Consider the following 24,228-nt stretch of genomic DNA (forward strand, 5'->3'; position numbering starts at 1 on the left):
GCGATTAGTGTGGCGTGAAGGTAACGCGCGTCGGGACCGGCTTGAACCGGCCCATCGTGCTCCACCACGGCATCAACAGGAAGAACGCAAAGTACAGCAGGGTCGCCACTTGCGAGATGATGGTGTAGGCCGGCGTCGGCAGCTGGGTGCCCAGGTAGCCCAGGGCCACGAAGCACACCGCGAACAGGATGTACACGTACTTGTGCCAGTCCGGACGGTAGCGGATCGAGCGTGCCGGCGAGTGGTCGAGCCACGGCAGGAAGGCAATGATCACCACCGACGAACCGAACAGCACCACGCCCCAGAACTTCGCGTCCAGCACCTGTGGCAGCATGCCGATGACCAGGAGCAGGCCGATGACCGCGACCGCGAGCTTGGTCTTGTAGGCCAGGCGCGACTTGAGCCAGACGAACACCACGTAGGCGGCGATCGCGGCCATCAGGACGTACATGAAATCGGCCGTGGTGGCGCGCAGCACCGAGTAGAACGGGGTGAAGTACCAGGTCGGCGCGATGTGCGGCGGGGTCTTGAGCGAATCGGCCGGGATGAAGTTGTTGTACTCCAGGAAGTAGCCGCCCATTTCAGGGGCGAAGAACACGATCGCCGAGAAGATCAGCAGGAACACCGAGACGCCGAAGAAGTCCTTGGTCGAGTAGTACGGGTGCGACATGATGCCGTCGACCGGATGGCCGTCCGCGTCCAGGTTGTCCTTGATCTCGATGCCGTCCGGGTTGTTCGAGCCGACTTCGTGCAGCGCGATCAGGTGCGCCGCCACCAGGCCCAGGATCACCAGCGGCAGGGCGATGACGTGGAAGGCGAAGAAGCGGTTCAGGGTGGCGTCGGAGACGACGTAGTCGCCGCGGATCCACAGCGACAGGTCGGGGCCGATCACCGGAATCGCGCCGAACAGGTTGACGATCACCTGGGCGCCCCAGTACGACATCTGGCCCCATGGCAGCAGGTAGCCGAAGAAGGCTTCGGCCATCAGGCACAGGAAGATCGCGAAGCCGAACAGCCAGATCAGTTCGCGCGGCTTGCGGTAGGAACCGTACATCAGGCCGCGGGCCATGTGCAGGTAGACCACGATGAAGAACATCGAGGCGCCGGTCGAGTGCATGTAGCGCACCAGCCAGCCCCACGGTACTTCGCGCATGATGTATTCGACCGAGCCGAAGGCCAGGTTGGCGTCCGGCTTGTAGTGCATGGTCAGGAAGATGCCGGTGACGATCTGCAGCACCAGCACCAGCATGGCCAGCGAACCGAACAGATACCAGACGTTGAAGTTCTTCGGGGCGTAGTACTTGCCCCACTGGTCGTTCCACAGCTTCGACAGCGGGAAGCGGTCGTCGACCCAGGCCAGCGCCTTTTCGCCGGCCGATGCGTGCGCCGGAACCTGTGTTTCCTTGAATGGACCGCCCATGTTATGCCGCGCCTTTCTCGTCTTTGCCGATCACCAGCATGTTGTCGGACAGGTACATGTAAGGGGGGATGTCCATGTTGGTCGGCGCCGGCTTGTTCTTGAACACGCGCGCCGACAGGTCGAAGGTCGACCCGTGGCAAGGACACAGGAAGCCGCCCGGCCAGTCGTTGGGCAGGTTGGGCTGGGGGCCGGACGCGAGGCGCGAGGACGGCGAGCAGCCGAGGTGGGAGCAGATGCCCACCGTGACCAGCACTTCCTTGTGGTCTTCGCGCGCACGCCATACGTTCTTGGCGTATTCCGGCGTCGGCAGCTGGAAGTCCTTGTCGGAGTTCGGGTCGGCCAGTTCGTCGGTGTGTTCATCCAGCGTGGCCATCATCTCCGGCGTGCGGCGCAGGATCCAGACCGGCTTGCCGCGCCATTCGACCACTTTCATTTCGCCCGGCTTGACGTCGGAGATGTCGACCTCGACCGGGGCGCCGGCGGCTTTCGCTCGCTCCGACGGCTGGAAGGTGCTGACAAGAACGCCCGCCGTGGATACCCCGACAACGCCGCCTGCTGCGCATGTCGCAACGAGCAGTCCGCGTCGGCCTGAATCGACCTGCTTTTCATTACTCATACCAACCCCACTCCGTGAAAATACGAATCCTAAGAATCAATAAAGAGCTATCAGCAACACAAAATTATATGTGAAGGGCAATATCGATTGGAAAAAAATTATCAGGCGGACACATCCAGCGGAATATTCGTGCCTCCCTGGCGCGCCGATCGGCCTCGAACGTGCGTGTGCATCCGCAGCATTGACGCTTGCGGTATCATGAAATCGCTTGACTCAATAACAATCAAGGAGCGTACATGTCCATGCTAGGGGAGTTCAAAAAGTTTGCAATGCGCGGTAACGTCGTCGATCTCGCAGTCGGCGTCATCATCGGCAGCGCGTTCAGCAAGATTGTCGATTCACTGGTCAAGGACGTGATCATGCCGCCGATCAGTATGTTGTTTGGTGGCCTCGATTTTGCCAATTACTACCTGCCGCTGAACGGCCAGGCCAGTACTTTGCCGCTGGCGGAAGCGCAGAAGGCCGGCGCCGTGCTCGCCTACGGTAACTTTTTAACCATCCTGCTGAACTTCATCCTGCTCGCGTTTGTCATCTTCCAGATGGTGAAGCTGGTGAACCGCATGCGCGGTCCGGTCGAGGCGCCGACCCCGGTGGAGAAGGAAGAAATCCGGCTGCTGCGCGAGATTCGCGACGCACTGAAAAAATAGGCATCGACATGAACGACAGCGTCCACCAACTCAAGCCGCAGGCCACCGGCCCGCGGCGCCGGCCCGGCGCCTTGCGGCGTTTCTGGCTGCTGTTCGCGCAAACCGTCACGGTCGCGCTGGCGCTGTATTTCGTGATCTCCACCATGCGGCCCGAATGGCTGGAGCGCGCGCCGACCCGGGTCGCGCTCGGCCCGGCGGGCCAGGCGGTGCCGGTGCTGCAGGCGCCCGGCCTGCCTGCCGGCGGCAGCTACCGCGAGGCGGCAGCACGCGCCATGCCGGCGGTGGTCAACATCCTCACCAGCAAGGCCTCGCGCGAGATGCATCCGCTGCTGAAGGACCCGTTCTTCCGCCGCTTCTTCGGCGAGCGCATGCCCCCCGACGAGCAGATGGCCAGCCTCGGCTCGGGCGTGATCGTCAGCCCCGACGGCTACATCCTGACCAACAACCACGTGGTCGAAGGCGCCGACATCATCGAAGTCGGCCTGGCGGACGGGCGCAAGGCGCCGGCGCGCGTCGTCGGCACCGATCCCGAGACCGACCTGGCCGTGATCCGCATCGCGGCGCGCGACCTGCCGGTGATGGTGCTGGGCGACCCGGAAGGGGCGCGCGTGGGCGACGTGGTACTGGCCATCGGCAATCCTTTCGGCGTGGGCCAGACCGTCACCCTCGGCATCATCTCGGCGCTGGGGCGCAACAACCTGCACATCAACCACTTCGAGAATTTCATCCAGACCGACGCCGCGATCAACTTCGGCAACTCGGGCGGGGCGCTGGTCGACACCAACGGCCACCTGCTCGGCATCAATTCTGCCATCTATTCGCAGACCGGCGGCTCGGTCGGCATCGGCTTCGCGATTCCGGTCAGTACCGCCAAGACGGTGCTGGACTCGATCGTCAAGCACGGCCAGGTGGTGCGCGGCTGGATCGGCATCGAATCGCAGGACATCACGCCCGAGCTGGCCGAAAGCTTCGGCCTGGGCCGCTCGAGCGGCGCCATCATCGCCGGTGTGGTGCGCGGCGGACCGGCCGACCGCGCCGGCATGCGCCCGGGCGACATCCTGGTGGCGGTTGGCGGCAAGACGGTGGCCAATACCAGCGAGATGCTCAAGCTCATCGCCGCGCTCGAGCCGGGCGAAAAGGCGCCGCTGCGCATCCTGCGCAAGAACCGCGAGTCCACGCTCGACGTCACCGTCGGCAAGCGCCCGCGCCAGATTCAATAAATTTCATCCGGACCCCTGCATGCACCTGCGTGACCTGACACAGTTTTTAAGCGAGCTCAGCGAGAACAACAACCGCCCCTGGTTCCTCTGGAACAAACCCCGCTACGACATCCTGCGCGCGGAATTCCTGCAGGTGGTGACCGAACTGATCCAGGAACTGGGCACGTTCGACAGGCAGGTGGCGGGCTGCGACCCCAAGAAGGCCCTGTTCCGCATCCACCGCGACGTACGCTTCGCCAAGGACAAGCGGCCCTATAAAACCCATTTCTCGGCCGGCATCGCGCCGCTCGACAAGCGCCGCCCGAGCGCGGCGGGCGGGCCGACCTATTACTTCCACATCGAAGCGAACGGCAACCTGCTGTTCGGCGCGGGCGAGTACCTGCCGCCGTCACACCGGCTGAAGGCGATCCGCGAACACGTCGTCAACGATGCGACAGGCTTCAATAAAATGTTGAAGAATAAGCATCTTCGCGCGACCTACGGCGACCTGCAGGACGAGGACAAGTTGCAGCGGCCGCCGAAGGGCGCCGACCCGAACCACCCGCTGGTGGAATACCTGAAGCTGAAAAGCTTTTTCGTCTGGGTCGAGGTGCCGCTGCTGCTCAATGCCCCCGAATTGCTGGTGCCGCAGCTGGCAAGCGGCATGAAGGATGCGTTTGCGCTGGTCAGCTGGCTGCGCACGGTACCCGAGCTGGCGGCAGCAAGCGAAGAACAGGATTAACAGACCGAGGAGGGCGACATGGCCTTGCAACACGCAGTTTCGGGCGAACGTATCGCCTTGCAGCGCGGCGACGACGACATCGCCCATTTCACATCGATTGCGCTCATCAAGACCGAGCACATGGAACTGATCCGGCTGGTGGTTCCCAAAGAAAAGCCCATGCCCGAGCACCGGGTGGAGGGCGAAATGACCCTGGTGTGCCTGGAAGGCGAGATCGCCTTCGATGCGCACGGACGCACCACCATCCTGCGGCCCAACGAGATGGTGTACCTGGCGGGCGGGGAGCCGCATGCCATTCGTGCCAACAAGGATGCGGTGGGTCTCATGACCATCCTGCTGGGGCCGGTTCGCACGGGCGGGCCGACGAACCATCCGCGCGGGTCGGGGAACTGATTGCTCCCCCCTTGCGCCAGCGCTTTGCCGCGGCAAGCGCCGGCGCAAGGAATCAGGCCAGCTCGTCGCGCGGATCGCGCGCCAGCAACTGCTGGGTCATCTCCGCCGCCGAGGCGCCGTCGAACAGCACTGCCGCCACCGCTTCGGTGATCGGCATGTCCACGCCCAGCTTGCGTGCCAGCGCGCGCACCGACTTCGAGCACGGCACGCCTTCGGCCACGTGACCCAGTTCGGCCACGATGGTGTCGAGCTGCTTGCCCTGGGCCAGCGCCAGGCCCACGCGGCGGTTGCGCGACAGGTCGCCGGTGCAGGTGAGAATCAGGTCGCCCATGCCGGTCAGTCCCATGAAGGTGACGGGCTGGGCGCCAAGCTGCACGCCGAGGCGGGTGATTTCGGCCAGGCCGCGGGTGATCAGGGCCGCGCGCGCGTTCAGGCCCAGGCCCAGGCCGTCGGCGGTGCCGGTGGCGATCGCCATCACGTTCTTCACCGCGCCGCCCACTTCCACGCCGATCATGTCGTCGCACGAGTAGACGCGCAGGTTGTCGGCATGCGCTGCCGCCACCACGCGCTCGCGCAGGGCTTGCGAGCTCGAGGCCACGGTCAGGGCGCAAGGCAGGCCGCGCGCCACTTCCTGGGCAAACGAGGGGCCCGACAGCGCCGCGCAGGGCAGCGCATCGCCCAGCACCTCGACCTTGACCTGGTGCGGCAACAGGCCGGTGCCGGCTTCGAAGCCCTTGCACAGCCAGACCACGTTCGGTACCGGGCGGCCTTTCAGTCGTTCGAGCAGCGGACGCAGGCCGGCCACCGGGCAGGCCAGGATCAGGAGCGGCGCCTCGTCTTCGCGCGCCTCGATGACATGCGCCAGGGCGGCGTCGAAATCGGCGCTCAGCTTCAAGGCATCGGGCAGTGGGTGGCCGGGCAGGTAGTGCAGGTTCTCGCGCGCCTGCCGGGTCTCGGCGATCTGTTCGGGATTGCGGCCCCACAGCAGCACGTCGTGACGCGCCGCCAGGGCAATGGCCACGGCGGTGCCCCAGGCGCCGGCGCCCAGGACGGTGATCTTGGAGGGAGTTGTATGTTCTTGCATGCGCTTTAGCTAGTAATAATCTCGAAACGCGTGCGGACCTGCAATTACAGGCCCCAAACGTCGTTGGGCCGGACATAGCCGGTAATGCCGTCACGGTGGCGCACCCGGATCCATGCCATGGCGGTCGGGTCGACCAGTTCCAGCACGACCCCCTTGTCGGCAGTCATCAAGACCTGCGAACCCTCGTCGGGGCCGGCAAAGACCTTGGCGCCCGGGGTGTGCACGACCACGTTGCGGCGTGCACTCAAGCCCCTGGCCTGGGTCCAGGCCAGGTCGCCATTGGCGTCGCGCACCTTGGCCCAGTCGCCATAGCTGGATACTACCTGCAAGGGCATGCCGGGCGGCGCGACATACATCGGCGTGCCCTTGAGCGAGGGGGTGTCGTACAGGATGACCTGGACTGCGCCGACGCTCTTGAAGTCGTAGGCGGACGCTGCCGGTGCCACCAGGAGGAGCACGCTTGCAAGGAGACGGGATGGAATCATGGCGGGCCGAAGACGGGTGACGGAGGATGAACCGCCGCGGATGAACCGGGACGCCGGAGGTACGGGCACCGCGTCGCGGTACCCGTCAAGAGCACGGCTTACTGTGCCGGAGCGTCGGCAGCCTGCGTCATTGCCTGCTGGCGTTGCTGGTAGAAGGCTTCGAAGTTGATCTCGGCCAGGTGCACCGGCGGGAAGCCGGCACGGCTGATCACGTCAGCGATGTTGGCGCGCAGGTAAGGGTAGACGATGTTCGGGCAGCCGATGCCCAGCAGCGGATCCATCTGCTCGGCCGGGATGTTGCGGGCTTCGAAGATGCCAGCCTGCTTGCCTTCGACCAGGAACGCAACCTTGTCCTTCAGCTTGGCGGTGACGGTGATGGTCACGGTCGATTCGTAGATGCCTTCGGCGATCGACTCGGCGCCGACGTCCAGCGACACTTCGATGGTCGGGGCTTCCTGCTCGAGGAAGATGGCTGGGGAATTCGGTTGCTCCAGCGACATGTCTTTCAGGTAGACGCGTTGGATTTGGAATACTGGTTGCAGGTTTTCGTCGGACATGGAACGCTTTCGTTTTAAATGATGGTGGACGGACGCGCCGTCCCGGTACTTTGGTCAAACGCGAGGGTAATTGTATCAAAATCAATTCTGATGCAATACCCCCGCAAAGCCGGCCCCCAAAGCCCGTCAATCCAGGCTGAGTACGTACTTACTGACTACGTACTCACTGACTGTCATTGCCCTTGCAGCAGCGGCTCCAGGCGGCCGGCCTGGTCGAGCGCATACAGGTCGTCGAAGCCGCCGACGTGGGTATCGCCCACGTAGATCTGCGGTACGGTGCGGCGGCCGGTGCGCTGCATCATGATCTGGCGCTGCTCCGGATCGAGGTCGATGCGAATCCGTTCGATGTCGGTCACGCCCTTGGCTTCGAGCAGGCGCTCGGCGCGGACGCAGTAGGGGCAGCTGGCGGTGTGGTACAGAACGACGTGTGCGGTCATGGTGCTTCCTCCTGAATACTTGTTTCCGTTATTTGGTCACCGGCAGGCCGGCCGCGATCCAGGCAGCCTGGCCGCCTTCGAGCGCGTGCGCGTCTTCGAAACCGGCCGCCGCCAGCAGTCGTACCGCCTTGTCGGCACGGGGGCCGTTCTGGCAGACCACGATGACGCTGCGGTTCTTCGACTTTTCCAGCTCGCCGACCCGGTTGGCCAAGTCTGCCAGCGGAATGTTTTTGGCGTCGCGCACGTGGCCTGCGGCAAATTCCTCGGCAGTCCGCACGTCCAGCACGAGGCTCTTGCCGCGGTTGATCATCTGCGTGGCCTGCAGCGGGGTGGCGCGCTTGCCGCGCGGGGCCAGGGCCGGCCAGAGCAGGGCGCCGCCCGAAATCACGGCAATTGCTACGACGAAGATATTATCGAGAATGAAATTCACAAGGGTTCCGTTGGTTGAAGTGAATCGGGGCATTATAAAATAGATGCTGGACCGGATTTCATCGCAACATCGCACCTTTCCATCTTTGAAGAAGAGCTTATGTACAAAATCGTATTCATGCGCCACGGCGAATCCACCTGGAACCTGGAAAACCGCTTCACCGGCTGGACCGACGTCGACCTGACCGAGAAGGGCATCAACGAAGCCAGGACGGCCGGCCGCGCCCTCAAGGACGCCGGTTTCACCTTCGACCTGGCCTATACCTCGGTGCTCAAGCGTGCGATCCGCACCCTGTGGCTGGCGCTGGACGAGATGGACATGATGTACCTGCCGATCAAGAACGACTGGCGCCTGAACGAGCGCCACTATGGCGCCCTGCAGGGCCTGGACAAGGGCGAAACCGCCGCCAAGTACGGCGACGAGCAGGTGCTGGTCTGGCGCCGCAGCTACGACACCCCGCCCCCTGGCCTGGAAGAAAACGATGAGCGCACCTCGTTCCACGACCCGCGCTACGCCGGCCTCGACAAGTCGCAGATTCCGCTGACCGAGTGCCTGAAAGACACCGTGGCCCGCGTGATGCCGGCCTGGGACGAGGAGATCGCCCCGGCCATCCGCGCCGGCAAGAACATCCTGATCTCGGCCCACGGCAACAGCCTGCGCGCCATCATCAAGATGCTGGACAACATCAGCGACACCGACATCGTCGGCCTGAACATCCCGAACGGCCAGCCGCTGGTGTACGAACTCGACGCCGACCTGAAGCCGATCAAGCACTACTACCTGGGCGACCAGGATGCGATCGCCGCCGCCATGGCGGCCGTGGCCAACCAAGGGAAGGCGAAATAAGTCTTGCGTTTGCCATTCACGAAGTCGGCAGGTAGCGCACTGATCTGTGCGCTGCTTGCCCTCGCGCTGTCCGATGCCGCCTTTGCCCAGCGCCAGACCGACCGCAGCCGCCAGAAGGCCGTTGCGGAAAAGCAGCGCGCCGGCATCAAGCAGAAACTGGAGGCGATCAAGCGCGACATCGCCCGCACCGAGGACGCCCGGGACGACGCCGCCGACGAGCTGGCGGAGTCCGAGGACGCCATCTCCGACGCCAACCGCGCGCTGCGCGAGCTGGCCGAGGAACAGGATGCCACCAGCACGCGCCTGCACGCGCTGGCGAACGAGGGCGAGCGGCTGCAGCAAACAATTGTTAATCAAAAGAAACAATTGTCACAGCTGCTGCGCGAGCACTACGTGGCCGGCAACGAAGACCGCATCAAACTGCTGCTGTCCGGCGACAACCCGAACCGCATCAACCGCGACCTGCAAATGATGGCCTACGTGTCGCAGGCGCAGGCACGCTTGCTGTCCTCGCTGCGCGCCAACCTGGCCGAGGTCGAGGCCAACCGCGACAAGGTCGAGAACGCCCAGCTCGAGCTGCAGGAAATCGCAGGCGAGCAGCAGCAGCAGAAACAAAAGCTGGAACAGGAAAAGGCCAAGCGCGCCGCGCTGCTGCAGAACCTGTCGACCCGCCTGGCCGACCAGCGCAAGCAGGTCGACCGCCTGGAGCGCGACGAACAGCGCATGTCGGGCCTGGTCGACCGCCTGTCGCGCCTGATCCGCGAGCAGGCCGAGGCCGAACGACGGCGCCGGGCCGCGCTGGCCGCCGCCAAGGCCAAGGCCGAGGCCGCAGCCAAGGCGCGCGCCCTGGCCCGCGCCAAGGCCGCCGCCGAGAAGGCCGAGCGCGAACGCATCGCGCGCCAGAGCGGCAAGCCGGCGGCCAGGCCGGAACCCGAACCGGAAGCGCCGCGGGTAGCCGAGCAGCCCGAGCGGGCAACGAAACCGGAGGCCGCCCCACCGCAGGAAGTGGCGCTGGCGCCGCCCGCGCCGCCCGGCGCCTTCGCCAGTCTCAAGGGACGCCTGACGGTGCCGGTGAACGGCAACGTGGCCGCCCGCTACGGCACCCGCCGCGGCCAGGGCCCGAGCTGGAAGGGTACCTTCATCAAGGCGCCGGAAGGCGCCGAAGTGCGCGCCACCGCGGCGGGCCGGGTGGTGCACGCCGACTGGCTGCGCGGCTGGGGCAACGTGATCATCATCGACCATGGCGGCGAGTACCTGTCGATCTACGGAAACAATTCGGCCCTGCTCAAGCGCGTCAACGACATGGTGCGGGCCGGGGACGTGATCGCCAGTGCGGGCAATACCGGCGGTAACGAGGAATCGGGGCTATACTTTGAGCTCAGGCATCGCGGCCAGCCCTTCGATCCGGCAGGCTGGGTCAAATTCTAGGGGCGCACTACATGGGTAAGGCAAAGAACATCGGGCTGATCGGACTGGGCATGGTGGCCGGCGTGGCCGCTTCCTTCCAGTTCTCGGCCCACGCGCAGAAAGACATGGGCTCGCCGCTTCCGCTCGAGGAGCTGCGCCAGCTGGCCGACGTCTATGGGCTGATCAAGTCCGACTACGTCGAGCCGGTCGAGGACAGGAAGCTGCTGTCCGAAGCGATCGGCGGCATGGTCGCCTCGCTCGACCCGCATTCCGTCTACCTGGACCAGAAGGCCTACAAGGAGATGAAAGAGGCGGTGCAGGGCAAGTTCGTCGGCGTCGGCATCGAAGTGGCCAGCGAAGACGGCTACGTCAAGGTCGTCGCCCCGATCGAGGATACACCGGCGCACAAGGCCGGCATCAAGTCCGGCGACCTGATCACCCGCATCGACAACGTCCCGGTGCGCAACATGTCGCTCGACGAAGCGATCAAGCGCATGCGCGGCAAGGCCGGCAGCAAGGTCACGCTCACCATCGCGCGCCGCGGCGAGGACCGCCCCTGGGTGGTGCCCCTGCAGCGCCAGGAAATCGTGGTCGCCAGCGTCAAGGGCAAGATGGTCGAGCCGGGCTATGCCTGGCTGCGCGTGAGCCAGTTCCAGGAGAATACCGTCGAAGAGCTGGCCAAGAAGGCCAAGCTGCTTTACGCCGAGAACCCGGACATCAAGGGCCTGGTGCTCGACCTGCGCAACGACCCGGGCGGGCTGCTGCCGGGCGCGGTCGGCGTGTCGGCCGCCTTCCTGCCGCAACCGGAGCAACTGATTGTCTCGACCAAGGGCCAGTTGCCCGATTCGAACCACCAGTTCTACGGCCGCCGCGAGTTCTACGCCCAGCGCGGCGCCGATCCGCTGGCCGGCTTGCCGGCCGGCCTGAAAACGGTGCCGATGGTGGTGCTGGTGAACGGCGGTTCGGCCTCGGCCTCCGAGATCGTCGCCGGCGCCCTGCAAGACTACAAGCGCGCCATCATCATGGGCAGCCAGACCTTCGGCAAGGGCTCGGTACAGACCCTGCGCCAGTTGTCGCCCGATACCGCGGTCAAGCTGACCACGGCGCGCTACTACACCCCGAAGGGCCGCCCGATCCAGGCCACCGGCATCGCGCCCGACATGCGGGTCGACGAAACCGCCGACGGCGACGCCCTGGCCGTGCTGCGCGTGCGCGAAGCCGACCTGCAGCGCCACCTGGCCGCGGAAGGGGAGGCGGCGCCCGCCGCCAAGGACCAGCAAGAGGCGCTCGCGGCACAGCAGCGCGCGCTCGTCCTGCTGAAAGACCGCAAGCCGCTCGACTACGGCAGCAAGGACGACTTCCAGCTGGCGCAGGCGATCAATCACTTCAAGGGGCAGCCGGTGCAGCTGGCCAAGGCCGAGCCCGAGGCCGAGAAGCCGGCGGAGACCAAGGCGCCGCCGAAGAAGTAACAGGTGAATGCCGGCTCTATGATGCAGTTGTAGGGTGGGCGGCTTCGCCGCCCGCGCGTTCAAACATGGCTTGAACAGACGTCTCGTCGATTCTCAGGCTGGTTGAACGCGCGGCGTTTGTAATTCAGGCCACTGGCCTGAATTACCCCGCCCACCCTACGAACCCCGCCCCACCTTCGTCACCGCTTGCATGAACGACACCCAACTCCTGCGCTACTCCCGCCACATCCTGCTCGACGAGATCGGCATCGAAGGCCAGCAGCGCCTGCTGGACGCGCACGCCCTGGTGATCGGCGCCGGCGGCCTGGGGTCGCCCGCCGCGCTCTACCTGGCCTCCGGCGGCATCGGCCGCATCACCCTGGTCGACGACGACGAGGTCGATCTCACCAACCTGCAGCGCCAGGTCATGCACAGCACGGCCCGCATCGGCCAGCCCAAGGTCGAGTCCGGCCGCACGGCCCTGCTGGCCATCAACCCCGACATCACGGTGACCGCCTTGCGCGAACGGGCCGGCGGCGAGCGCCTCCGGGAACTCGTCCGCGCAGCGACGGTCGTACTCGACTGCAGCGACAATTTCGCCACCCGCCACGCCGTCAACCGCGCCTGCGTGCAAGAGGGCAAGCCGCTGGTGTCCGGGGCGGTGATCCGCTTCGACGGCCAGTTGTCGGTGTTCGATACCCGTGCGCCCGCCGCCCCCTGCTACGCCTGCCTGTTCCCGGCAGACAGTCATGTCGAGGACGTGGCCTGCAGCAGCATGGGCGTGTTCGCGCCCCTGGTCGGCGTGGTCGGCGCCATGCAGGCGGCCGAGGCCATGAAGCTGGTGGCGGGCATCGGCGAGCCGCTGGCCGGGCGCCTGCTGCTGCTCGACGGGCGCGCCATGGACTGGACCGCGGTCAAGGTCGCCCGCAACCCGGCCTGCCCGGTCTGCGCCGAGCGCGCGCTAGCTGCGCAATGAGCAGTTCGACAAGCGCGTATTAAGACAAGGTTAACGGGGCGCTCCAGATTACAATTGCTCGCGTGCATGTGTAGCTCCTGCCCCCATGTGGCCTTATACTGTCAGCCTTCAACCGACGTCCTTACAAAGATTAATCCATGCAAATTGATTCGCAACGCAAGCAGCGCCGCGCCGGCGGTTTCACCCTGGTCGAGATCATGGTCGTCGTGGTCATCATCGGTATCCTCGGCGCCCTGGTCGTGCCGAAACTGCTGGGCCGTACCGGCGAGGCGCGCGTCACCGCCGCCCGGACCGACATCGCCACCATGATGCAGGCGCTCAAGCTCTACAAGCTGGACAACCAGCGCTATCCGAGCACCGAGCAGGGCTTGCAGGCCCTGATCACCAAGCCGACCGCGGGTCCGGCGGCAAATGGCTGGAAGTCCGGCGGCTACATGGAAAAGCTGCCGAAAGACCCATGGGGCAACGCTTACCAGTACCTGTCGCCGGGCATCCACGGCGAAGTGGATATCTTCTCGCTGGGCGCCGACGGCCAACCCGGCGGCACCGGTGAGGATGCCGACGTCGGTTCCTGGGAATAAGGCTTCCGATGCGGGCCCCGAGCGCCCTGCGCCGTCGTTTGCCGAGCGCCGGCTTCACCCTGGTGGAGCTATTGGTCGTGATGGTCATCATCGGCATCACGCTGGGCCTCGCATCGCTCAACGCCATTCCCTCGCCGCGCCAGGACCTGCAGCAGGAGGCCCAGCGCATCGCCCTGCTGCTGCAGCTGGCGCGTGACGAAGCCATCGTGCGCAACCGCCTGGTGGCTTTCGAGGCCAATCCCGAGCGCTACCGCTTCGTGGTGCGCAACGACACCGGCTGGGAGGCGGTCACGCGCGACGACCTGCTGCGCGAACGCACGTTCCGCGGCGCACCACTGCAACTGGTGCTGCAGCCGACCATGAGCAGCGATCCCGGCAACGTGCGCATCACCTTCGGCCGCGAGCCGGTCGACAAGCCGTTCGTGCTGACGCTCGCCAGCCGCGGCAACGCGGTCGCGATCCGCGCCGACGGCATTGGCCACTTTACGGTGGAATAAGCGATGCAAGCACGCGGCCCGTTCACCTCCCGAGGTTTCACCCTGCTCGAAGTGCTGGTCGCGCTCGTCATCGTCGGCACTGCGCTCGGCGCCGGCCTGCGCGCCGTCGGCAGCCTGACCTCCAACAGCGCCGGCCTGCGCGCCTCCATGATGGCCACCTGGTCGGCCGAGAACCGGCTGGTGCAGATCCGCCTGGGCAGGGAATTCCCCGAAGTCGGCAAGCGTGACTTTCCCTGCGCGCAGGGCGACCTCCAGCTGATCTGCCAGGAAGAAGTCCTGACCAGCCCGAACCCGCAATTGCGCCGGATCGAAGTGTCGGTGTATGACGGCGAACGTCCGGACCGCCGCATCGTCAAACTGGTCCAGCTCGTGTTGAGGCCTTCGCCACGCACATGAAGACCAGCATCCAACTGCGCCTGAACCAGCGCCGCCGCGGTTTCACCCTGGTCGAACTGCTGGTGGCGATCAGCATCCTCGCCATCCTGGCCGTGCTCGGCTGGCGCGGGCTGGACGGCATCGTGCGTGCCCGCATCGCGCTCACCGAGCAGATGGAAGTCACGCGCGGCATGCAGCTGTCCTTCGCCCAGATGCAGAGCGACAGCGAGCACCTGGCCGGGCGCGAGATCCTCGGCCGCCGTCCCAACCTGCTGTGGGACGACAACCGCCTGACGCTGGTGCGCAAGGTCTATAACGAAAACGAACCCACGCAGCTGGTGGTCGTGTCCTACCGCGTGGTGAACGGCAGCCTGGTGCGGCGCGAATCGCCCGGCACGCGCGACCTGGCACAGCTCGAGGCGCTGTGGCAGTCGATCGCCGGCGACGCACCGTCCGAATCGGCGCCGCCGGTGGTGCTGCAGACCGGCGTGGCCGCGATGCAGGTCCAGGCCTGGCAGAACAATGCCTGGCAGAAAGAGCCGGTCGCCGCCGCCGACGGCGAGCAGGCGACCGGGCCCGAAGGCATCCAGGTCGGCCTGACCGCCGCCGGGCTGGCCGCGCCGATGGTGAAATCCTTCCTGCTCGGAGGCACCTGATGCGGCCCTTTCCACTGAAAACCCGCCAGCGCGGCGTGGCGGTCGTCACCGCGCTGCTGCTGACCACGCTGGCCATCTCGATCGTCGCCAGCCTGTTCTGGCAACAGCAGGTGCAGGTCCGTTCGATGGAAAACCAGCGCCTGCACCTGCAGACCAAGTGGATCCTGCGCGGCGCCCTCGACTGGGCCAGCCTGGTGCTGCGCCAGGATGCCTACACCTCGACGTACACCTCGCTCGACCAGGTCTGGGCCACGCCCCTGGCCGAGACCCGCCTCGACCAGTACATCGAGCGCGAGCGGGTCGAGGGCGAAACCTTCGACGCCACCCTGTCCGGCAACATCACCGACGCCACCTCGCGTTACAATCTCGTCAATCTCGCACGAGACCGCCAGAAAAACCCGCAGCAGCTGGAGATCTTCCGCCGCTTGCTCGACAACCTGCGCCTCGATGCGCGCCTGGCCGACCGGGTGGCGAATTTCGTGGCGCAGGGCCAGCAGGTGGTGACGGTGCCGGTGGATGAGAACAGCCCGCCGCCGCCGCCGCCACCGCCGCCGCCCGCGGGAATGACGCCGGTGCCGCCGGCGAACGGCGTGCCGATCCCGGTGCTGCGGGTGGAGGACCTGCTGGCGGTGCAGGGGATCACGCCCGAGGTCCTGGAGCGGCTGCGGCCTTTCCTGATCGTGCTGCCCGGTACCGAGACGACGAAGCTGAACGTGAATACCGTGCCGGCCGAGTTGCTGGCGGCGCTCGTGCCGGGGATGTCGCTGTCCCAGGCCAACAGCCTGGTGGAGCGGCGCAAGCGGGTGGCGCCATGGCGCGACACGACGACGTTTGCCAGCGAGGTAGGCGCCGACCCGCAACTGGCCGACACCAGTGACGTCAAGAGCAACTGGTTTATCGTACAGAGCCGTATCCGGCTCGACCGCGCGGCACTGAATGCGGAGTCGCTGATCAGGCGTAATCCTGCTCCCATGGTCGGCGGCGGCACCCAAGTAATCTGGACCCGCCAGAACTAGAAGAAAGCGAGACAGTTTGACTACTCTTTATATCCGGCACCCGGCCAGAGCCGAAGGCGAAGGCGCGTTGTGCCGCTTTGCGGTGGTGCTCGATTCCGGCGCCATCGCGCAGCAGGGCGAAGGCCTGCTGCGCCAGCTCGGCGACGTGGTCGCCGCCAGCCGCCGCGTGGTGCTGCTGCTGGCCGGCGCCGACGTCACCCTGCTGCCGGTCCAGGCCCCGCCGCTCACCGGCGCGCGCCTGCGCGCGGCGCTGCCGGCCCTGGTCGAGGAACATATCCTGGGCGACCCGCTCGACTGCGTGCTGGTGGCCGGGCCCGCCTTGCCGGACGGCCGCCGACCGGTCGGCGTGGTCCAGCGCGACTGGCTCGAGCCGATGGTGAAAGCCCTGCTCGGCATGGGCGCGAAGGCGGTGGCCGCCATGCCCTCGCAGCTGTGCCTGCCCTTGCAGCCGGGCAGCGTCAGCGCCGCCATCGGCAATAACGAATTGCTGCTGCGCCAGGGCCAGTACGAAGGCCTCGGCCTGGCCCTGGACGGCAACCCCACGCTTGCGCTGCAGACGGCGCGCGCGCTGGCCGGCGATGCGCCCCTGGTGCTGTACGTGCCGCAGGAGCAGCGCGGCGAATACCAGGTTTTGCTGGCGGAAGCCGGGCCCGGCATCACGCTGGAAAGCGATGCATGGGAACACTGGATCACGGGTGCGAAAAGCAGCACGCTCGACCTGGTGCCGGGCCTCGGCACCGCCGGCGTGGCCCAGCGCGACTGGAGCCGCTGGCGCTGGCCGATCCGCCTGGCGCTGGCCGCGATCGTCATCAACATCATCGGCATCAACATCGAATGGCTGCGCCTGAAGCGCGAAGCCGACGCCGTGCGCCAGGAAATGACGCAGATTTTCCGCAGCGCCTATCCGGGCCAGCCGGTGATCGACCCGGTGGCGCAGATGCGCCAGAACATCGCGCGCGCCAAGGCCGCCAGCGGCCAGGTCAGCCAGGACGAGTTCGGCTGGATCGCCGGCGCCTTCGGCGAGGCGGTGCGCGGTCTCGGAAGCCCGCCCGGGATTGCGTCGATGGAATTCCGGGACCAGGCCCTGACCGTGCGCGTCAAACCTGAAACCGTCGACCCCGCTTCTACCAGCCAGTTGCGGGCCGTCCTCGGCGCACGCAAGCTGAGCCTCGAAGAAACGTCGCCCGCCACCTGGGTGATCCGCAGTACCGGGGCCGCCGCGGCCGCCATGACGGAAGCCAACTCGGGAGCAAGGCCATGAACGCCGCCGCAAACATCCGCGCCAAGGTCGGCGCCTATCGCGAGCGCGCGCTGGCCTGGTGGCTGTCGCGCACCGACCAGGAGCGCAAGTTCCTGACCGTGGGCGGGGCCGTGGTCGGGGTCGCGCTGGTCTACGCACTGTTGCTGGCGCCGGCCCTCGAAGGACGCGACAAGCTGCAGCGCGCGCTGCCCGCGCTGCGCCAGCAGGCCGCCCAGCTGCAGACCCTGGCTGCCGAAGCGCAAACCCTGGCCGCGAATCCGGCGCCGCAAGTGCCGCCCATGACCGCCGAGGCGCTCAGTGCCAGCATGGCCCAGCGCGGCCTCAAGGCCGGTTCGCTCACCATGACCGGCGAATACGCCAAGCTCCAGTTCAACGGCGTGTCCTTCGCCAACCTGGTGTCCTGGCTCGACGCCCAGCGCAGCGAGAACCGGGTGCAGGTGCAGGAAGCCAGCTTTACCGCCTTGCCCGCGGTGGGACAGGTCGACGCGACGCTCACGCTGCGCCAGGCCAGCGCAATGGTCCAATGAAGCGCTTCCTGCTCTGGCTGGTCCCGGTCGTGCTGGCCGTATTCGTCACGGTGCTGGCCTTCCTGCCCGCTTCCTGGCTGGGTCCGCTGGTGGAACAGCAGACCGGCGGCCGTTTGACTCTGGGGGATGCGCAGGGTACGCTCTGGAACGGCTCAGCTTTCGTGGGCGGGGCGCCGGGAGCGGGCGGGGCGGTGACGCCGCTGCTGCCCGGACGCTTCGCATGGCGCCTGTCACCGCTGGTACTGCTGGGCCAAGTCCACATGGAACTAGAAAACCCGCAAGCCCTGGCACGCCCGGTCCGCATCGGCGGCAGCTGGTCGCAGTGGCAGGTGAGCAGCGGCGAATTGCTGCTGCCGGCCGAAGGCCTGGCCGGGCTCGGCGCGCCGCTCAACACGCTGGCGCCGAGCGGAACCATCCGGCTGGTCTGGAATACGCTCGACCTGCTGCGCCAGGCCAATACGGTGGCGGTGCAGGGCAGGACAGTATTAAGCATGAACGACATGGGTTCGCGCATGTCGCCCATCCGGCCGCTGGGCAGCTATGAAATGGTGTTCGACTGGCGCGGCAACCAGGCCGACCTGAAGCTGCGTACCGTGCGCGGTGCGCTCCTGCTGTCGGGCTCGGGTATGCTGCGAAATGGCCGGCTGCGCTTTTCCGGCCAGGCCTCGGCCGCCGAAGGATACGAACAGACGCTGGGCAATATGCTCAACCTGCTGGGCCAGCGTCGCATGGTAAACGGCAAAAACATAATCGCACTCGAGTTCAGATAATGAATAACATACCCCGTACCATCTTCGGCTCTCAGGTCGTCGCCCACACCACGCTGCGCCTGCCGGCGCTGCGGCGCCTGGCCGCCGGCGCCATGCTGTGCTGTTTTGCCGCGACCACCGCAGGCACCTTCTTCCCGACGCCGGTCCAGGCCCAGGAGAGCGCGAATGCGGCGGCGCTCAGCTTCGTCAACGCCGACATCGAATCGGTGATCAAGGCGATCGGCCACTATACGGGCATGACCTTCATCATCGATCCGCGCGTCAAGGGCACGATCACGCTGGTGTCCGAAAAATCCCTGAGCAAGACCCAGGCCTTCGGCCTGCTGACCTCGACGCTGCGCCTGCAAGGCTATGCCGTGGTGACCAGCGGCGACGGCTATGCCAAGGTGGTGCCGGAAGCCGAAGCCAAGGCCCAGTCTTCCCCGACCCAGGTCGGCGGCGTGCGCGCCAGCAAGGCCACCGGCGACCAGATCGCCACCCAGGTGTTCTACCTGTCGTACGAGTCGGCGGCCAACCTCACCGCCGTGCTGCGGCCCCTGATTTCGCCGAACAATTCCATCATGGCGAACCCGGGCAACAACACGCTGGTCATTACCGACTACGCCGACAACCTGCGCCGCCTGGCCAAGATCATCGCCGCGCTCGATACGCCGGTCGCGGCCGACCTCGACGTGGTTCCGATCCGCAATGCGATCGCCAGCGACATCGCGGCGCTCGTGACCCGCCTGATGGAGCCAAGCGCCGGCGGCGACTCCGGCCGCGTCACCGTGCTGCCCGATCCGCGCACCAATTCGGTCGTGGTGCGTGCGCCTTCGCAGGCCCGCGCCAACCTGGCCAAGTCCTTGATCGCGCGCCTCGACCAGCAGACCTCGTCGCAGGGCAATATTCACGTGGTGTACCTGAAGAATGCCGACGCCAGCCGCGTGGCCCAGACCCTGCGCGCCGTGGTGTCGCAGGATGCCTCGGCGGTGCCGGTGCAGCAGCAGGGCACCTCGGGCGGTTCGATCCAGGCCGGCAGCACCACCGGCGGCACCGGCACGGGCGGGCTCGGCGGCCAGCAGGGCCAGCAGGGCAGCACCGGCATGGCCGGTACCGGCAATACCTACGGCCAGCAGAGCCAGCTCACCGCCGGCGGCGGCGGCGGCCAGGGTTCGGGCTTCATCCAGGCCGACGCCTCGACCAACAGCCTGATCATCACTGCACCGGACGCGGTGTACCGCAACCTGCGCAGCGTCATCGACCAGCTCGACGTGCGCCGCGCCCAGGTCTACATCGAGGCGCTGGTGGTCGAAGTCACCTCCAACAAGGCCTCGGAATTCGGGGTGCAGTGGATCGGCGCCTCGGGCGACAACGACAGCAAGTACCGTGTCGGCGGCATCCAGTCCTTTACCGGCGGCGCGCAGGGCAGCAACATCGTGAACCTGGCCGCGGCTGCACGCAACGGCCTGTCGGGCACCGCGATCCCCAACGTGCCGGGCGGCCTGACCTTCGGCCTGTTCCGCCAGGTGGGCGGCGAGCTCGGCCTGGGCGCGGTGGCGCGCGCCCTTGAAAACGATGGCAATGCCAACATCTTGTCGACACCGAACATGATCACCCTGGACAACGAGCTGGCCACGATCAAGGTCGGCCAGAACGTCCCGATCATCACCGGCTCGTACACGACCACGGCTGCGACCGGCGGGGGCAACCCGTTCCAGACCGTCGACCGCCGCGACGTCGGCCTGCTGCTCAAGGTGCGCCCGCAGATCTCGGAAGGCGGTACCATCAAGATGGCGATCTATCACGAAAACTCGAGCGTCGATCCTTCCACCCGCAACGCGGCATCGGGGCTGACCACGAACGTGCGCGCGATCGAAAGCAATGTGCTGGCCGACGACGGCCAGATCGTCGTGCTCGGCGGCCTGATCGAGGATACCGAGGGCGATGGTGAAGAGAAAGTACGTGGCCTGGGCGATATTCCGTTGCTGGGCAACCTGTTCAAGTACCGCAGCCGGACCCGGGTCAAGACCAACCTGATGGTGTTCCTGCGCCCGGTTGTGGTGCGCAGCAAGGAAGCATCGAATTCGCTGGCCATGGACCGTTACGAATACATGCGCGCCGTCGGCGCCACCGGCCAGGCGAGCCAGGAGGACACGATCCTGATGCGCAACCTTGGTATGCCGCAGTTGCCGCCGCTGACCAACGGCCAGCCGCCGGTGGGCGGCGCCATGGCCACCGCCCCGGTGCAGGCCGCGCCGGTGGCCGGCAGCGCCCCCGGTGCGGCCATCGGCCAGGCCGTGCCGGATACACAGCAGCGCCAGCAGGCACGGCCGGGTGCACCGTCGAGCTCGCAGCCGAACTCACCGTCGAACTCGCAGCCCACCTCGCAGTTCCGCCCGGTGACGCCATCGAACCAGAAATAAGCCGACCATGAACAATTTGTTGCCTTTCGCCTTCGCCCGTGACCACGGCGTGCTGGCGCGCGGCGGGGATGAACCGGGCCAGGCCGTCGAGGTGCTGGTGTCGAGCGGCACCGCGCCGAGCGCGATCGCGGAAGTGTCGCGCCGCTTCGGCCGCATCACCCTGCGCCGCCTCGACCGCGGCGAGCTCGACGACGCCATCGCCAAGGCCTATGCCGGCGCCGGCGGCGACGCCTCGCAGGTGGTCGACGAGTTCGACGCCGACCTCGACCTTACCCGGCTGCTGCAGGACGTGCCGGCCATCGAAGACCTGCTCGAATCCTCGGACGATGCGCCGGTGATCCGCATGATCAATGCGCTGCTCACGCAATCGCTGCGTGAAGGCGCGTCGGACATCCACATCGAACCCTTCGAGCAGACCTCGGTCGTGCGCTTCCGCGTCGACGGCGCGCTGCGCGACATCGTGCGCCCCAAGAAGGCGATCCACGCCTCCCTGATCTCGCGTATCAAGATCATGTCGCAACTCGACATCGCCGAGAAGCGCCTGCCGCAGGACGGCCGCATCACCCTGCGGATCGGCGGCAAGCCGGTCGACGTGCGCGTCTCGACCCTGCCGACCGGGCACGGCGAACGCGCGGTGCTGCGTCTGCTCGACAAGGAAGCCGGCCGCCTCGACCTGAGCCACCTGGGCATGGCGCCCGACATGCTGCCGCAGTTCGACCGCCTGATCAACCAGCCGCACGGCATCGTGCTGGTCACCGGCCCGACCGGTTCCGGCAAGACCACCACGCTGTATGCCGCGCTGTCGCGCCTGAACGCGGCGACCACCAACATCATGACGGTGGAAGACCCGATCGAATACGACCTCAACGGTGTCGGCCAGACCCAGGTCAACGCCCGCATCGACATGAGCTTCGCCAAGGCCCTGCGCGCGATCCTGCGCCAGGATCCGGACGTGATCATGATCGGCGAGATCCGCGACCTGGAAACGGCGCAGATCGCGGTGCAGGCCTCGCTCACCGGCCACCTGGTGCTGGCGACCCTGCACACGAATGACGCGGCCTCGGCCGTAACGCGCCTGCTGGACATGGGCATCGAGCCCTTCCTGCTGTCGTCCTCATTGCTGGGCGTGATGGCGCAGCGCCTGGTGCGCAAGCTGTGCGTGCACTGCAAGGTCAGCGATGCAAGGGATGGAAACGGCGGCTGGCATGCGGTGGGCTGCGAGCGCTGCGGCCATACCGGCTACCACGGCCGGGTCGGCGTCTACGAGCTGCTCGAGACCACCGAGGAAATCCGCGCCCAGATCCACAACCAGGCCTCCGAAGCCGACATCCGCGTCGCTGCCCAGAAATCGGGCATGAAGATGATGCGCGAGGACGGCGAGCGCTGGCTGGCGGACGGCACCACCACGCGCGCCGAGCTGGTGCGCGTGACCAAGGACTAAGGGCGTAACCCATGCCAGCATTCCGCTACGAGGCCGTCGACGCGGGCGGCGCGACCAGGAAAGGCGTGGTCAACGCCGACAGTCCGCGCGCCGCGCGCGCCGACCTGCGCACCCAGGGCCTGACGCCCTTGAACGTCGAGCAGATCGCGGCCCAGGTCGACGCCTCCGGCGCCGCCCGCTCGCGCGGACTGGGCGAGCGCCTGTCGCAGGTCGAGCTGGCCCTGTTCACGCGCCAGCTGGCCAGCCTGCTGGAAGCCGGCCTGCCGCTCGAGCAGGCCTTCACGGCCCTGCTGGAACAGGCCGAACGGCCGTATGTGCGCGACCTGATCGCCTCGATCCGCTCCGAAGTCATCGGCGGCTCGGCCTTCTCCACCGCGCTGTCGCGCCATCCGCGCGACTTCGCCGAAATCTACCGCGCGCTGGTTTCCTCGGGCGAGCAGATCGGCCAGCTCGCGCGCGTGCTGTCGCGCCTGGCGGACTACATCGAGCGCCGCAACGCGCTGGTGCAGAAGGTGCGCCTGGCCTTTACCTATCCCGCCATCGTGACCGTGGTGGCCTTCGCCATCGTCATCTTCCTGCTCACCTACGTGGTGCCGCAGATCGTCTCGGTGTTCGCCAACACCAAGCAGAAGCTGCCTTTCCTGACCGTGATGATGCTGGCCATTTCCGACTTCGTGCGGGCCTACGGCATCTATGTCGGCATCCTGCTGGTCGGCGCGTTCTGGCTGTGGCGGCGCGCGTTGCGCAACCCGGACCTGAAGCGGCGCTGGCATACCTGGCTGCTCAGTGCGCCCGTGTACGGCAAGTTCGAACGCAGCCTGAACACGGCGCGCTTCGCCAGCACGCTGGCGATCACCACCGGTTCCGGCGTGCCGATCCTGCGCGCGCTCGAGACCAGCCGCGACACCCTGTCGAACGTGGCGATGCGCGAACTGGTCGAACAGGCGACCGCCAGCGTGCGCGAAGGCGTGAGCCTGGCGCGTGCGCTGTCGGCCCAGAAGCACTTTCCGCCGATGCTGGTGCACATGATCCGCGCCGGCGAGATCACCGGCGAGCTGCCCGCGATGCTGGAGCGCGCGGCCAACTCGCAACAGGCCGACCTCGAGCGCCGCACGCTCACCATCGCCGGCCTGCTCGAGCCGGTGCTGATCCTGGCCATGGGCCTGGTCGTGCTGCTGATCGTGCTGGCGGTCCTGATGCCGATTATCGAAATCAACCAGTTGGTAAGGTAAGCGGAACGGCGCCAGCGAGAAAAATAACAAGGAAACCATGAACAAGCGTTTGCCTCTCCTATTCACCCTGATCGCGCTGGTCCTGCTGGTGGCCTCGATCGCCTATTGGGGCCTGCAACTGTACAAGCCCCAGCAGCGCCCGCTGGCGCCGGCGCCCGTGATCGCCCAGGCCGAGCCGAGCCCGGACGCCGCCGCGTACCTGTTCGGCGGCCAGCCGACGGGGGTGGCGATTTCCAACTACACGCTGACCGGCGTCATTTCGGCCGGCCCCAATAGCGCCGTGATCCTGGTGGCCGAGGGCTCGCCGCCCAAGGCGGTGCCGATCGGCCGCGAGATCGTGCCGGGTGTGACCGTGGCCGAAGTGCATGCGCGCTACATCATGCTGTCGGAAGGCGGCGTCATGAAACGCGTCGACCTGGCGCCCGACACGGGCTCTTCCAACCAGATGGGCGGCATGGCCGCGCCGCCGGTCGCACAGCCGATGGCCGCGCCGCCGCCCCCGGGTGTCGAACCGCAGACCGCGCCGGGCGTCGTCGCCGGTCCGCCGAACATGCAATCGGTGCCGCCGCCGGGTGGTCCGCCGGGCGGCACGCCGATCACGCCGGAAAATGCGGTGCCGGCACAGGTGCCGGAACCTGCGATGGACCCCAACGTCCCGGGGCAGGACACCCAGCCTCAGGACCAGGTCCCGCCACCGCCGAACCAGGTGCAGATGCCGCCGCCGACCCGGGCGGTCAACAGCCCGGTCGGGGAGCCCAACCAACTGCAGTAACACGACAACGC

General features: G+C 66.7%; 27 protein-coding genes. 20 read left to right on the forward strand and 7 right to left on the reverse strand.

Annotated features, from left to right (window positions below):
* Window positions 1-4 precede the first annotated feature (4 nt).
* Complete coding sequence (locus IM543_02200) at window positions 5-1,420, reverse strand: cytochrome b N-terminal domain-containing protein (GenBank protein QOY94748.1); 1,416 nt, start codon at window positions 1,418-1,420, stop codon at window positions 5-7.
* A gap of 1 nt (window position 1,421) precedes the next feature.
* A complete protein-coding gene (petA, locus tag IM543_02205; protein QOY94749.1) occupies window positions 1,422-2,036 on the reverse strand; it encodes a ubiquinol-cytochrome c reductase iron-sulfur subunit in 615 nt (204 codons plus the stop codon).
* A gap of 242 nt (window positions 2,037-2,278) precedes the next feature.
* On the opposite strand from petA, the gene mscL reads away from it, so the two are divergent.
* The 4 genes from mscL to IM543_02225 all read left to right on the forward strand — a co-directional run bounded on the left by mscL (window position 2,279) and on the right by IM543_02225 (window position 5,017).
* Entirely contained in the window at window positions 2,279-2,683 is a 405-nt protein-coding gene (mscL, locus tag IM543_02210) for a large conductance mechanosensitive channel protein MscL (GenBank protein ID QOY96483.1), read from the forward strand.
* Window positions 2,684-2,754: 71 nt separating this feature from the next.
* The gene (locus tag IM543_02215; protein QOY96484.1) at window positions 2,755-3,903 is read left to right on the forward strand and encodes a Do family serine endopeptidase; all 1,149 of its coding nucleotides are present in this window, start codon (window positions 2,755-2,757) and stop codon (window positions 3,901-3,903) included.
* 19 nt (window positions 3,904-3,922) lie between these two features.
* Window positions 3,923-4,624, forward strand: a complete 702-nt coding sequence (locus IM543_02220; protein QOY94750.1) for a DUF2461 domain-containing protein — start codon at window positions 3,923-3,925, stop codon at window positions 4,622-4,624.
* An 18-nt stretch (window positions 4,625-4,642) separates the two neighbouring features.
* Window positions 4,643-5,017, forward strand: a complete 375-nt coding sequence (locus IM543_02225; GenBank protein ID QOY94751.1) for a cupin domain-containing protein — start codon at window positions 4,643-4,645, stop codon at window positions 5,015-5,017.
* Between the two features lie 52 nt (window positions 5,018-5,069).
* On the opposite strand, the gene IM543_02230 is transcribed toward IM543_02225, so the two are convergent.
* The 5 genes from IM543_02230 to IM543_02250 form a co-directional block, all read right to left on the reverse strand.
* On the reverse strand, window positions 5,070-6,101 hold the full coding sequence (locus tag IM543_02230) for an NAD(P)-dependent glycerol-3-phosphate dehydrogenase (GenBank protein ID QOY94752.1): 1,032 nt from the start codon (window positions 6,099-6,101) through the stop codon (window positions 5,070-5,072).
* A gap of 44 nt (window positions 6,102-6,145) precedes the next feature.
* On the reverse strand, window positions 6,146-6,586 hold the full coding sequence (locus IM543_02235; protein ID QOY94753.1) for an SH3 domain-containing protein: 441 nt from the start codon (window positions 6,584-6,586) through the stop codon (window positions 6,146-6,148).
* A gap of 98 nt (window positions 6,587-6,684) precedes the next feature.
* Window positions 6,685-7,143, reverse strand: a complete 459-nt coding sequence (gene secB, locus IM543_02240; GenBank protein QOY94754.1) for a protein-export chaperone SecB — start codon at window positions 7,141-7,143, stop codon at window positions 6,685-6,687.
* A gap of 173 nt (window positions 7,144-7,316) precedes the next feature.
* The gene (gene grxC, locus IM543_02245; GenBank protein QOY94755.1) at window positions 7,317-7,580 is read right to left on the reverse strand and encodes a glutaredoxin 3; all 264 of its coding nucleotides are present in this window, start codon (window positions 7,578-7,580) and stop codon (window positions 7,317-7,319) included.
* A gap of 28 nt (window positions 7,581-7,608) precedes the next feature.
* Window positions 7,609-8,010, reverse strand: coding sequence for a rhodanese-like domain-containing protein (locus tag IM543_02250; protein QOY94756.1), 402 nt, complete (start codon window positions 8,008-8,010; stop codon window positions 7,609-7,611).
* Window positions 8,011-8,109: 99 nt separating this feature from the next.
* On the opposite strand from IM543_02250, the gene gpmA reads away from it, so the two are divergent.
* From gpmA to IM543_02330, 16 genes are all read left to right on the forward strand, one after another.
* The gene (gene gpmA / locus IM543_02255; protein ID QOY94757.1) at window positions 8,110-8,856 is read left to right on the forward strand and encodes a 2,3-diphosphoglycerate-dependent phosphoglycerate mutase; all 747 of its coding nucleotides are present in this window, start codon (window positions 8,110-8,112) and stop codon (window positions 8,854-8,856) included.
* 9 nt (window positions 8,857-8,865) lie between these two features.
* The gene (locus IM543_02260) at window positions 8,866-10,284 is read left to right on the forward strand and encodes a peptidoglycan DD-metalloendopeptidase family protein (GenBank protein QOY96485.1); all 1,419 of its coding nucleotides are present in this window, start codon (window positions 8,866-8,868) and stop codon (window positions 10,282-10,284) included.
* Between the two features lie 11 nt (window positions 10,285-10,295).
* Complete coding sequence (locus IM543_02265) at window positions 10,296-11,732, forward strand: S41 family peptidase (GenBank protein QOY94758.1); 1,437 nt, start codon at window positions 10,296-10,298, stop codon at window positions 11,730-11,732.
* 190 nt (window positions 11,733-11,922) lie between these two features.
* On the forward strand, window positions 11,923-12,687 hold the full coding sequence (moeB, locus tag IM543_02270) for a molybdopterin-synthase adenylyltransferase MoeB (protein QOY94759.1): 765 nt from the start codon (window positions 11,923-11,925) through the stop codon (window positions 12,685-12,687).
* 137 nt (window positions 12,688-12,824) lie between these two features.
* Window positions 12,825-13,268, forward strand: coding sequence for a type II secretion system major pseudopilin GspG (gspG, locus tag IM543_02275; GenBank protein ID QOY94760.1), 444 nt, complete (start codon window positions 12,825-12,827; stop codon window positions 13,266-13,268).
* 8 nt (window positions 13,269-13,276) lie between these two features.
* Window positions 13,277-13,765 (forward strand): GspH/FimT family pseudopilin, encoded by a 489-nt coding sequence (locus tag IM543_02280; GenBank protein QOY94761.1) that lies wholly within the window; start codon window positions 13,277-13,279, stop codon window positions 13,763-13,765.
* A gap of 3 nt (window positions 13,766-13,768) precedes the next feature.
* Complete coding sequence (gene gspI / locus IM543_02285; GenBank protein ID QOY94762.1) at window positions 13,769-14,161, forward strand: type II secretion system minor pseudopilin GspI; 393 nt, start codon at window positions 13,769-13,771, stop codon at window positions 14,159-14,161.
* Window positions 14,158-14,796 carry a prepilin-type N-terminal cleavage/methylation domain-containing protein gene (locus tag IM543_02290; GenBank protein QOY94763.1) on the forward strand — a complete coding sequence of 213 codons (639 nt, stop codon included), beginning with the start codon at window positions 14,158-14,160 and terminating at the stop codon, window positions 14,794-14,796. Before gspI ends, IM543_02290 begins: the two co-directional genes overlap by 4 nt.
* Complete coding sequence (gene gspK / locus IM543_02295) at window positions 14,796-15,812, forward strand: type II secretion system minor pseudopilin GspK (protein ID QOY94764.1); 1,017 nt, start codon at window positions 14,796-14,798, stop codon at window positions 15,810-15,812. The genes IM543_02290 and gspK overlap by 1 nt, the downstream gene beginning before the upstream one ends.
* Before the next feature lie 16 nt (window positions 15,813-15,828).
* Window positions 15,829-17,073, forward strand: a complete 1,245-nt coding sequence (locus IM543_02300) for a general secretion pathway protein GspL (GenBank protein QOY94765.1) — start codon at window positions 15,829-15,831, stop codon at window positions 17,071-17,073.
* Window positions 17,070-17,600, forward strand: coding sequence for a type II secretion system protein M (locus IM543_02305; protein QOY94766.1), 531 nt, complete (start codon window positions 17,070-17,072; stop codon window positions 17,598-17,600). The genes IM543_02300 and IM543_02305 overlap by 4 nt, the downstream gene beginning before the upstream one ends.
* The gene (gspN, locus tag IM543_02310) at window positions 17,597-18,370 is read left to right on the forward strand and encodes a type II secretion system protein N (GenBank protein ID QOY94767.1); all 774 of its coding nucleotides are present in this window, start codon (window positions 17,597-17,599) and stop codon (window positions 18,368-18,370) included. The genes IM543_02305 and gspN overlap by 4 nt, the downstream gene beginning before the upstream one ends.
* Window positions 18,370-20,772, forward strand: coding sequence for a type II secretion system secretin GspD (gspD, locus tag IM543_02315; GenBank protein ID QOY94768.1), 2,403 nt, complete (start codon window positions 18,370-18,372; stop codon window positions 20,770-20,772). Before gspN ends, gspD begins: the two co-directional genes overlap by 1 nt.
* Before the next feature lie 7 nt (window positions 20,773-20,779).
* On the forward strand, window positions 20,780-22,213 hold the full coding sequence (gene gspE / locus IM543_02320; protein ID QOY94769.1) for a type II secretion system ATPase GspE: 1,434 nt from the start codon (window positions 20,780-20,782) through the stop codon (window positions 22,211-22,213).
* A gap of 11 nt (window positions 22,214-22,224) precedes the next feature.
* Entirely contained in the window at window positions 22,225-23,445 is a 1,221-nt protein-coding gene (gspF, locus tag IM543_02325) for a type II secretion system inner membrane protein GspF (protein ID QOY94770.1), read from the forward strand.
* 37 nt (window positions 23,446-23,482) lie between these two features.
* Window positions 23,483-24,217 (forward strand): hypothetical protein, encoded by a 735-nt coding sequence (locus tag IM543_02330; protein ID QOY94771.1) that lies wholly within the window; start codon window positions 23,483-23,485, stop codon window positions 24,215-24,217.
* Window positions 24,218-24,228 lie beyond the last annotated feature (11 nt).

The organism is Massilia sp. UMI-21 (assembly GCA_015277795.1).
Lineage (GTDB): Bacteria > Pseudomonadota > Gammaproteobacteria > Burkholderiales > Burkholderiaceae_D > Telluria.

What these genes read in the sequence shown, in the direction of transcription:
- gspN (QOY94767.1), top strand. Translation starts at nt 17,597, where the DNA reads ATGAAGCGCTTCCTGCTCTGGCTGGTCCCGGTCGTGCTGGCCGTATTC.
- IM543_02280 (QOY94761.1), top strand. Translation starts at nt 13,277, where the DNA reads ATGCGGGCCCCGAGCGCCCTGCGCCGTCGTTTGCCGAGCGCCGGCTTC.
- IM543_02290 (QOY94763.1), top strand. Translation starts at nt 14,158, where the DNA reads ATGAAGACCAGCATCCAACTGCGCCTGAACCAGCGCCGCCGCGGTTTC.
- gspF (QOY94770.1), top strand. Translation starts at nt 22,225, where the DNA reads ATGCCAGCATTCCGCTACGAGGCCGTCGACGCGGGCGGCGCGACCAGG.
- IM543_02220 (QOY94750.1), top strand. Translation starts at nt 3,923, where the DNA reads ATGCACCTGCGTGACCTGACACAGTTTTTAAGCGAGCTCAGCGAGAAC.
- gspE (QOY94769.1), top strand. Translation starts at nt 20,780, where the DNA reads ATGAACAATTTGTTGCCTTTCGCCTTCGCCCGTGACCACGGCGTGCTG.
- IM543_02330 (QOY94771.1), top strand. Translation starts at nt 23,483, where the DNA reads ATGAACAAGCGTTTGCCTCTCCTATTCACCCTGATCGCGCTGGTCCTG.
- gspG (QOY94760.1), top strand. Translation starts at nt 12,825, where the DNA reads ATGCAAATTGATTCGCAACGCAAGCAGCGCCGCGCCGGCGGTTTCACC.
- moeB (QOY94759.1), top strand. Translation starts at nt 11,923, where the DNA reads ATGAACGACACCCAACTCCTGCGCTACTCCCGCCACATCCTGCTCGAC.
- IM543_02235 (QOY94753.1), bottom strand. Translation starts at nt 6,586, where the DNA reads ATGATTCCATCCCGTCTCCTTGCAAGCGTGCTCCTCCTGGTGGCACCG.
- IM543_02230 (QOY94752.1), bottom strand. Translation starts at nt 6,101, where the DNA reads ATGCAAGAACATACAACTCCCTCCAAGATCACCGTCCTGGGCGCCGGC.
- gpmA (QOY94757.1), top strand. Translation starts at nt 8,110, where the DNA reads ATGTACAAAATCGTATTCATGCGCCACGGCGAATCCACCTGGAACCTG.
- gspK (QOY94764.1), top strand. Translation starts at nt 14,796, where the DNA reads ATGCGGCCCTTTCCACTGAAAACCCGCCAGCGCGGCGTGGCGGTCGTC.
- gspI (QOY94762.1), top strand. Translation starts at nt 13,769, where the DNA reads ATGCAAGCACGCGGCCCGTTCACCTCCCGAGGTTTCACCCTGCTCGAA.
- grxC (QOY94755.1), bottom strand. Translation starts at nt 7,580, where the DNA reads ATGACCGCACACGTCGTTCTGTACCACACCGCCAGCTGCCCCTACTGC.
- secB (QOY94754.1), bottom strand. Translation starts at nt 7,143, where the DNA reads ATGTCCGACGAAAACCTGCAACCAGTATTCCAAATCCAACGCGTCTAC.
- IM543_02225 (QOY94751.1), top strand. Translation starts at nt 4,643, where the DNA reads ATGGCCTTGCAACACGCAGTTTCGGGCGAACGTATCGCCTTGCAGCGC.
- petA (QOY94749.1), bottom strand. Translation starts at nt 2,036, where the DNA reads ATGAGTAATGAAAAGCAGGTCGATTCAGGCCGACGCGGACTGCTCGTT.
- mscL (QOY96483.1), top strand. Translation starts at nt 2,279, where the DNA reads ATGCTAGGGGAGTTCAAAAAGTTTGCAATGCGCGGTAACGTCGTCGAT.
- IM543_02265 (QOY94758.1), top strand. Translation starts at nt 10,296, where the DNA reads ATGGGTAAGGCAAAGAACATCGGGCTGATCGGACTGGGCATGGTGGCC.
- IM543_02200 (QOY94748.1), bottom strand. Translation starts at nt 1,420, where the DNA reads ATGGGCGGTCCATTCAAGGAAACACAGGTTCCGGCGCACGCATCGGCC.
- IM543_02305 (QOY94766.1), top strand. Translation starts at nt 17,070, where the DNA reads ATGAACGCCGCCGCAAACATCCGCGCCAAGGTCGGCGCCTATCGCGAG.
- gspD (QOY94768.1), top strand. Translation starts at nt 18,370, where the DNA reads ATGAATAACATACCCCGTACCATCTTCGGCTCTCAGGTCGTCGCCCAC.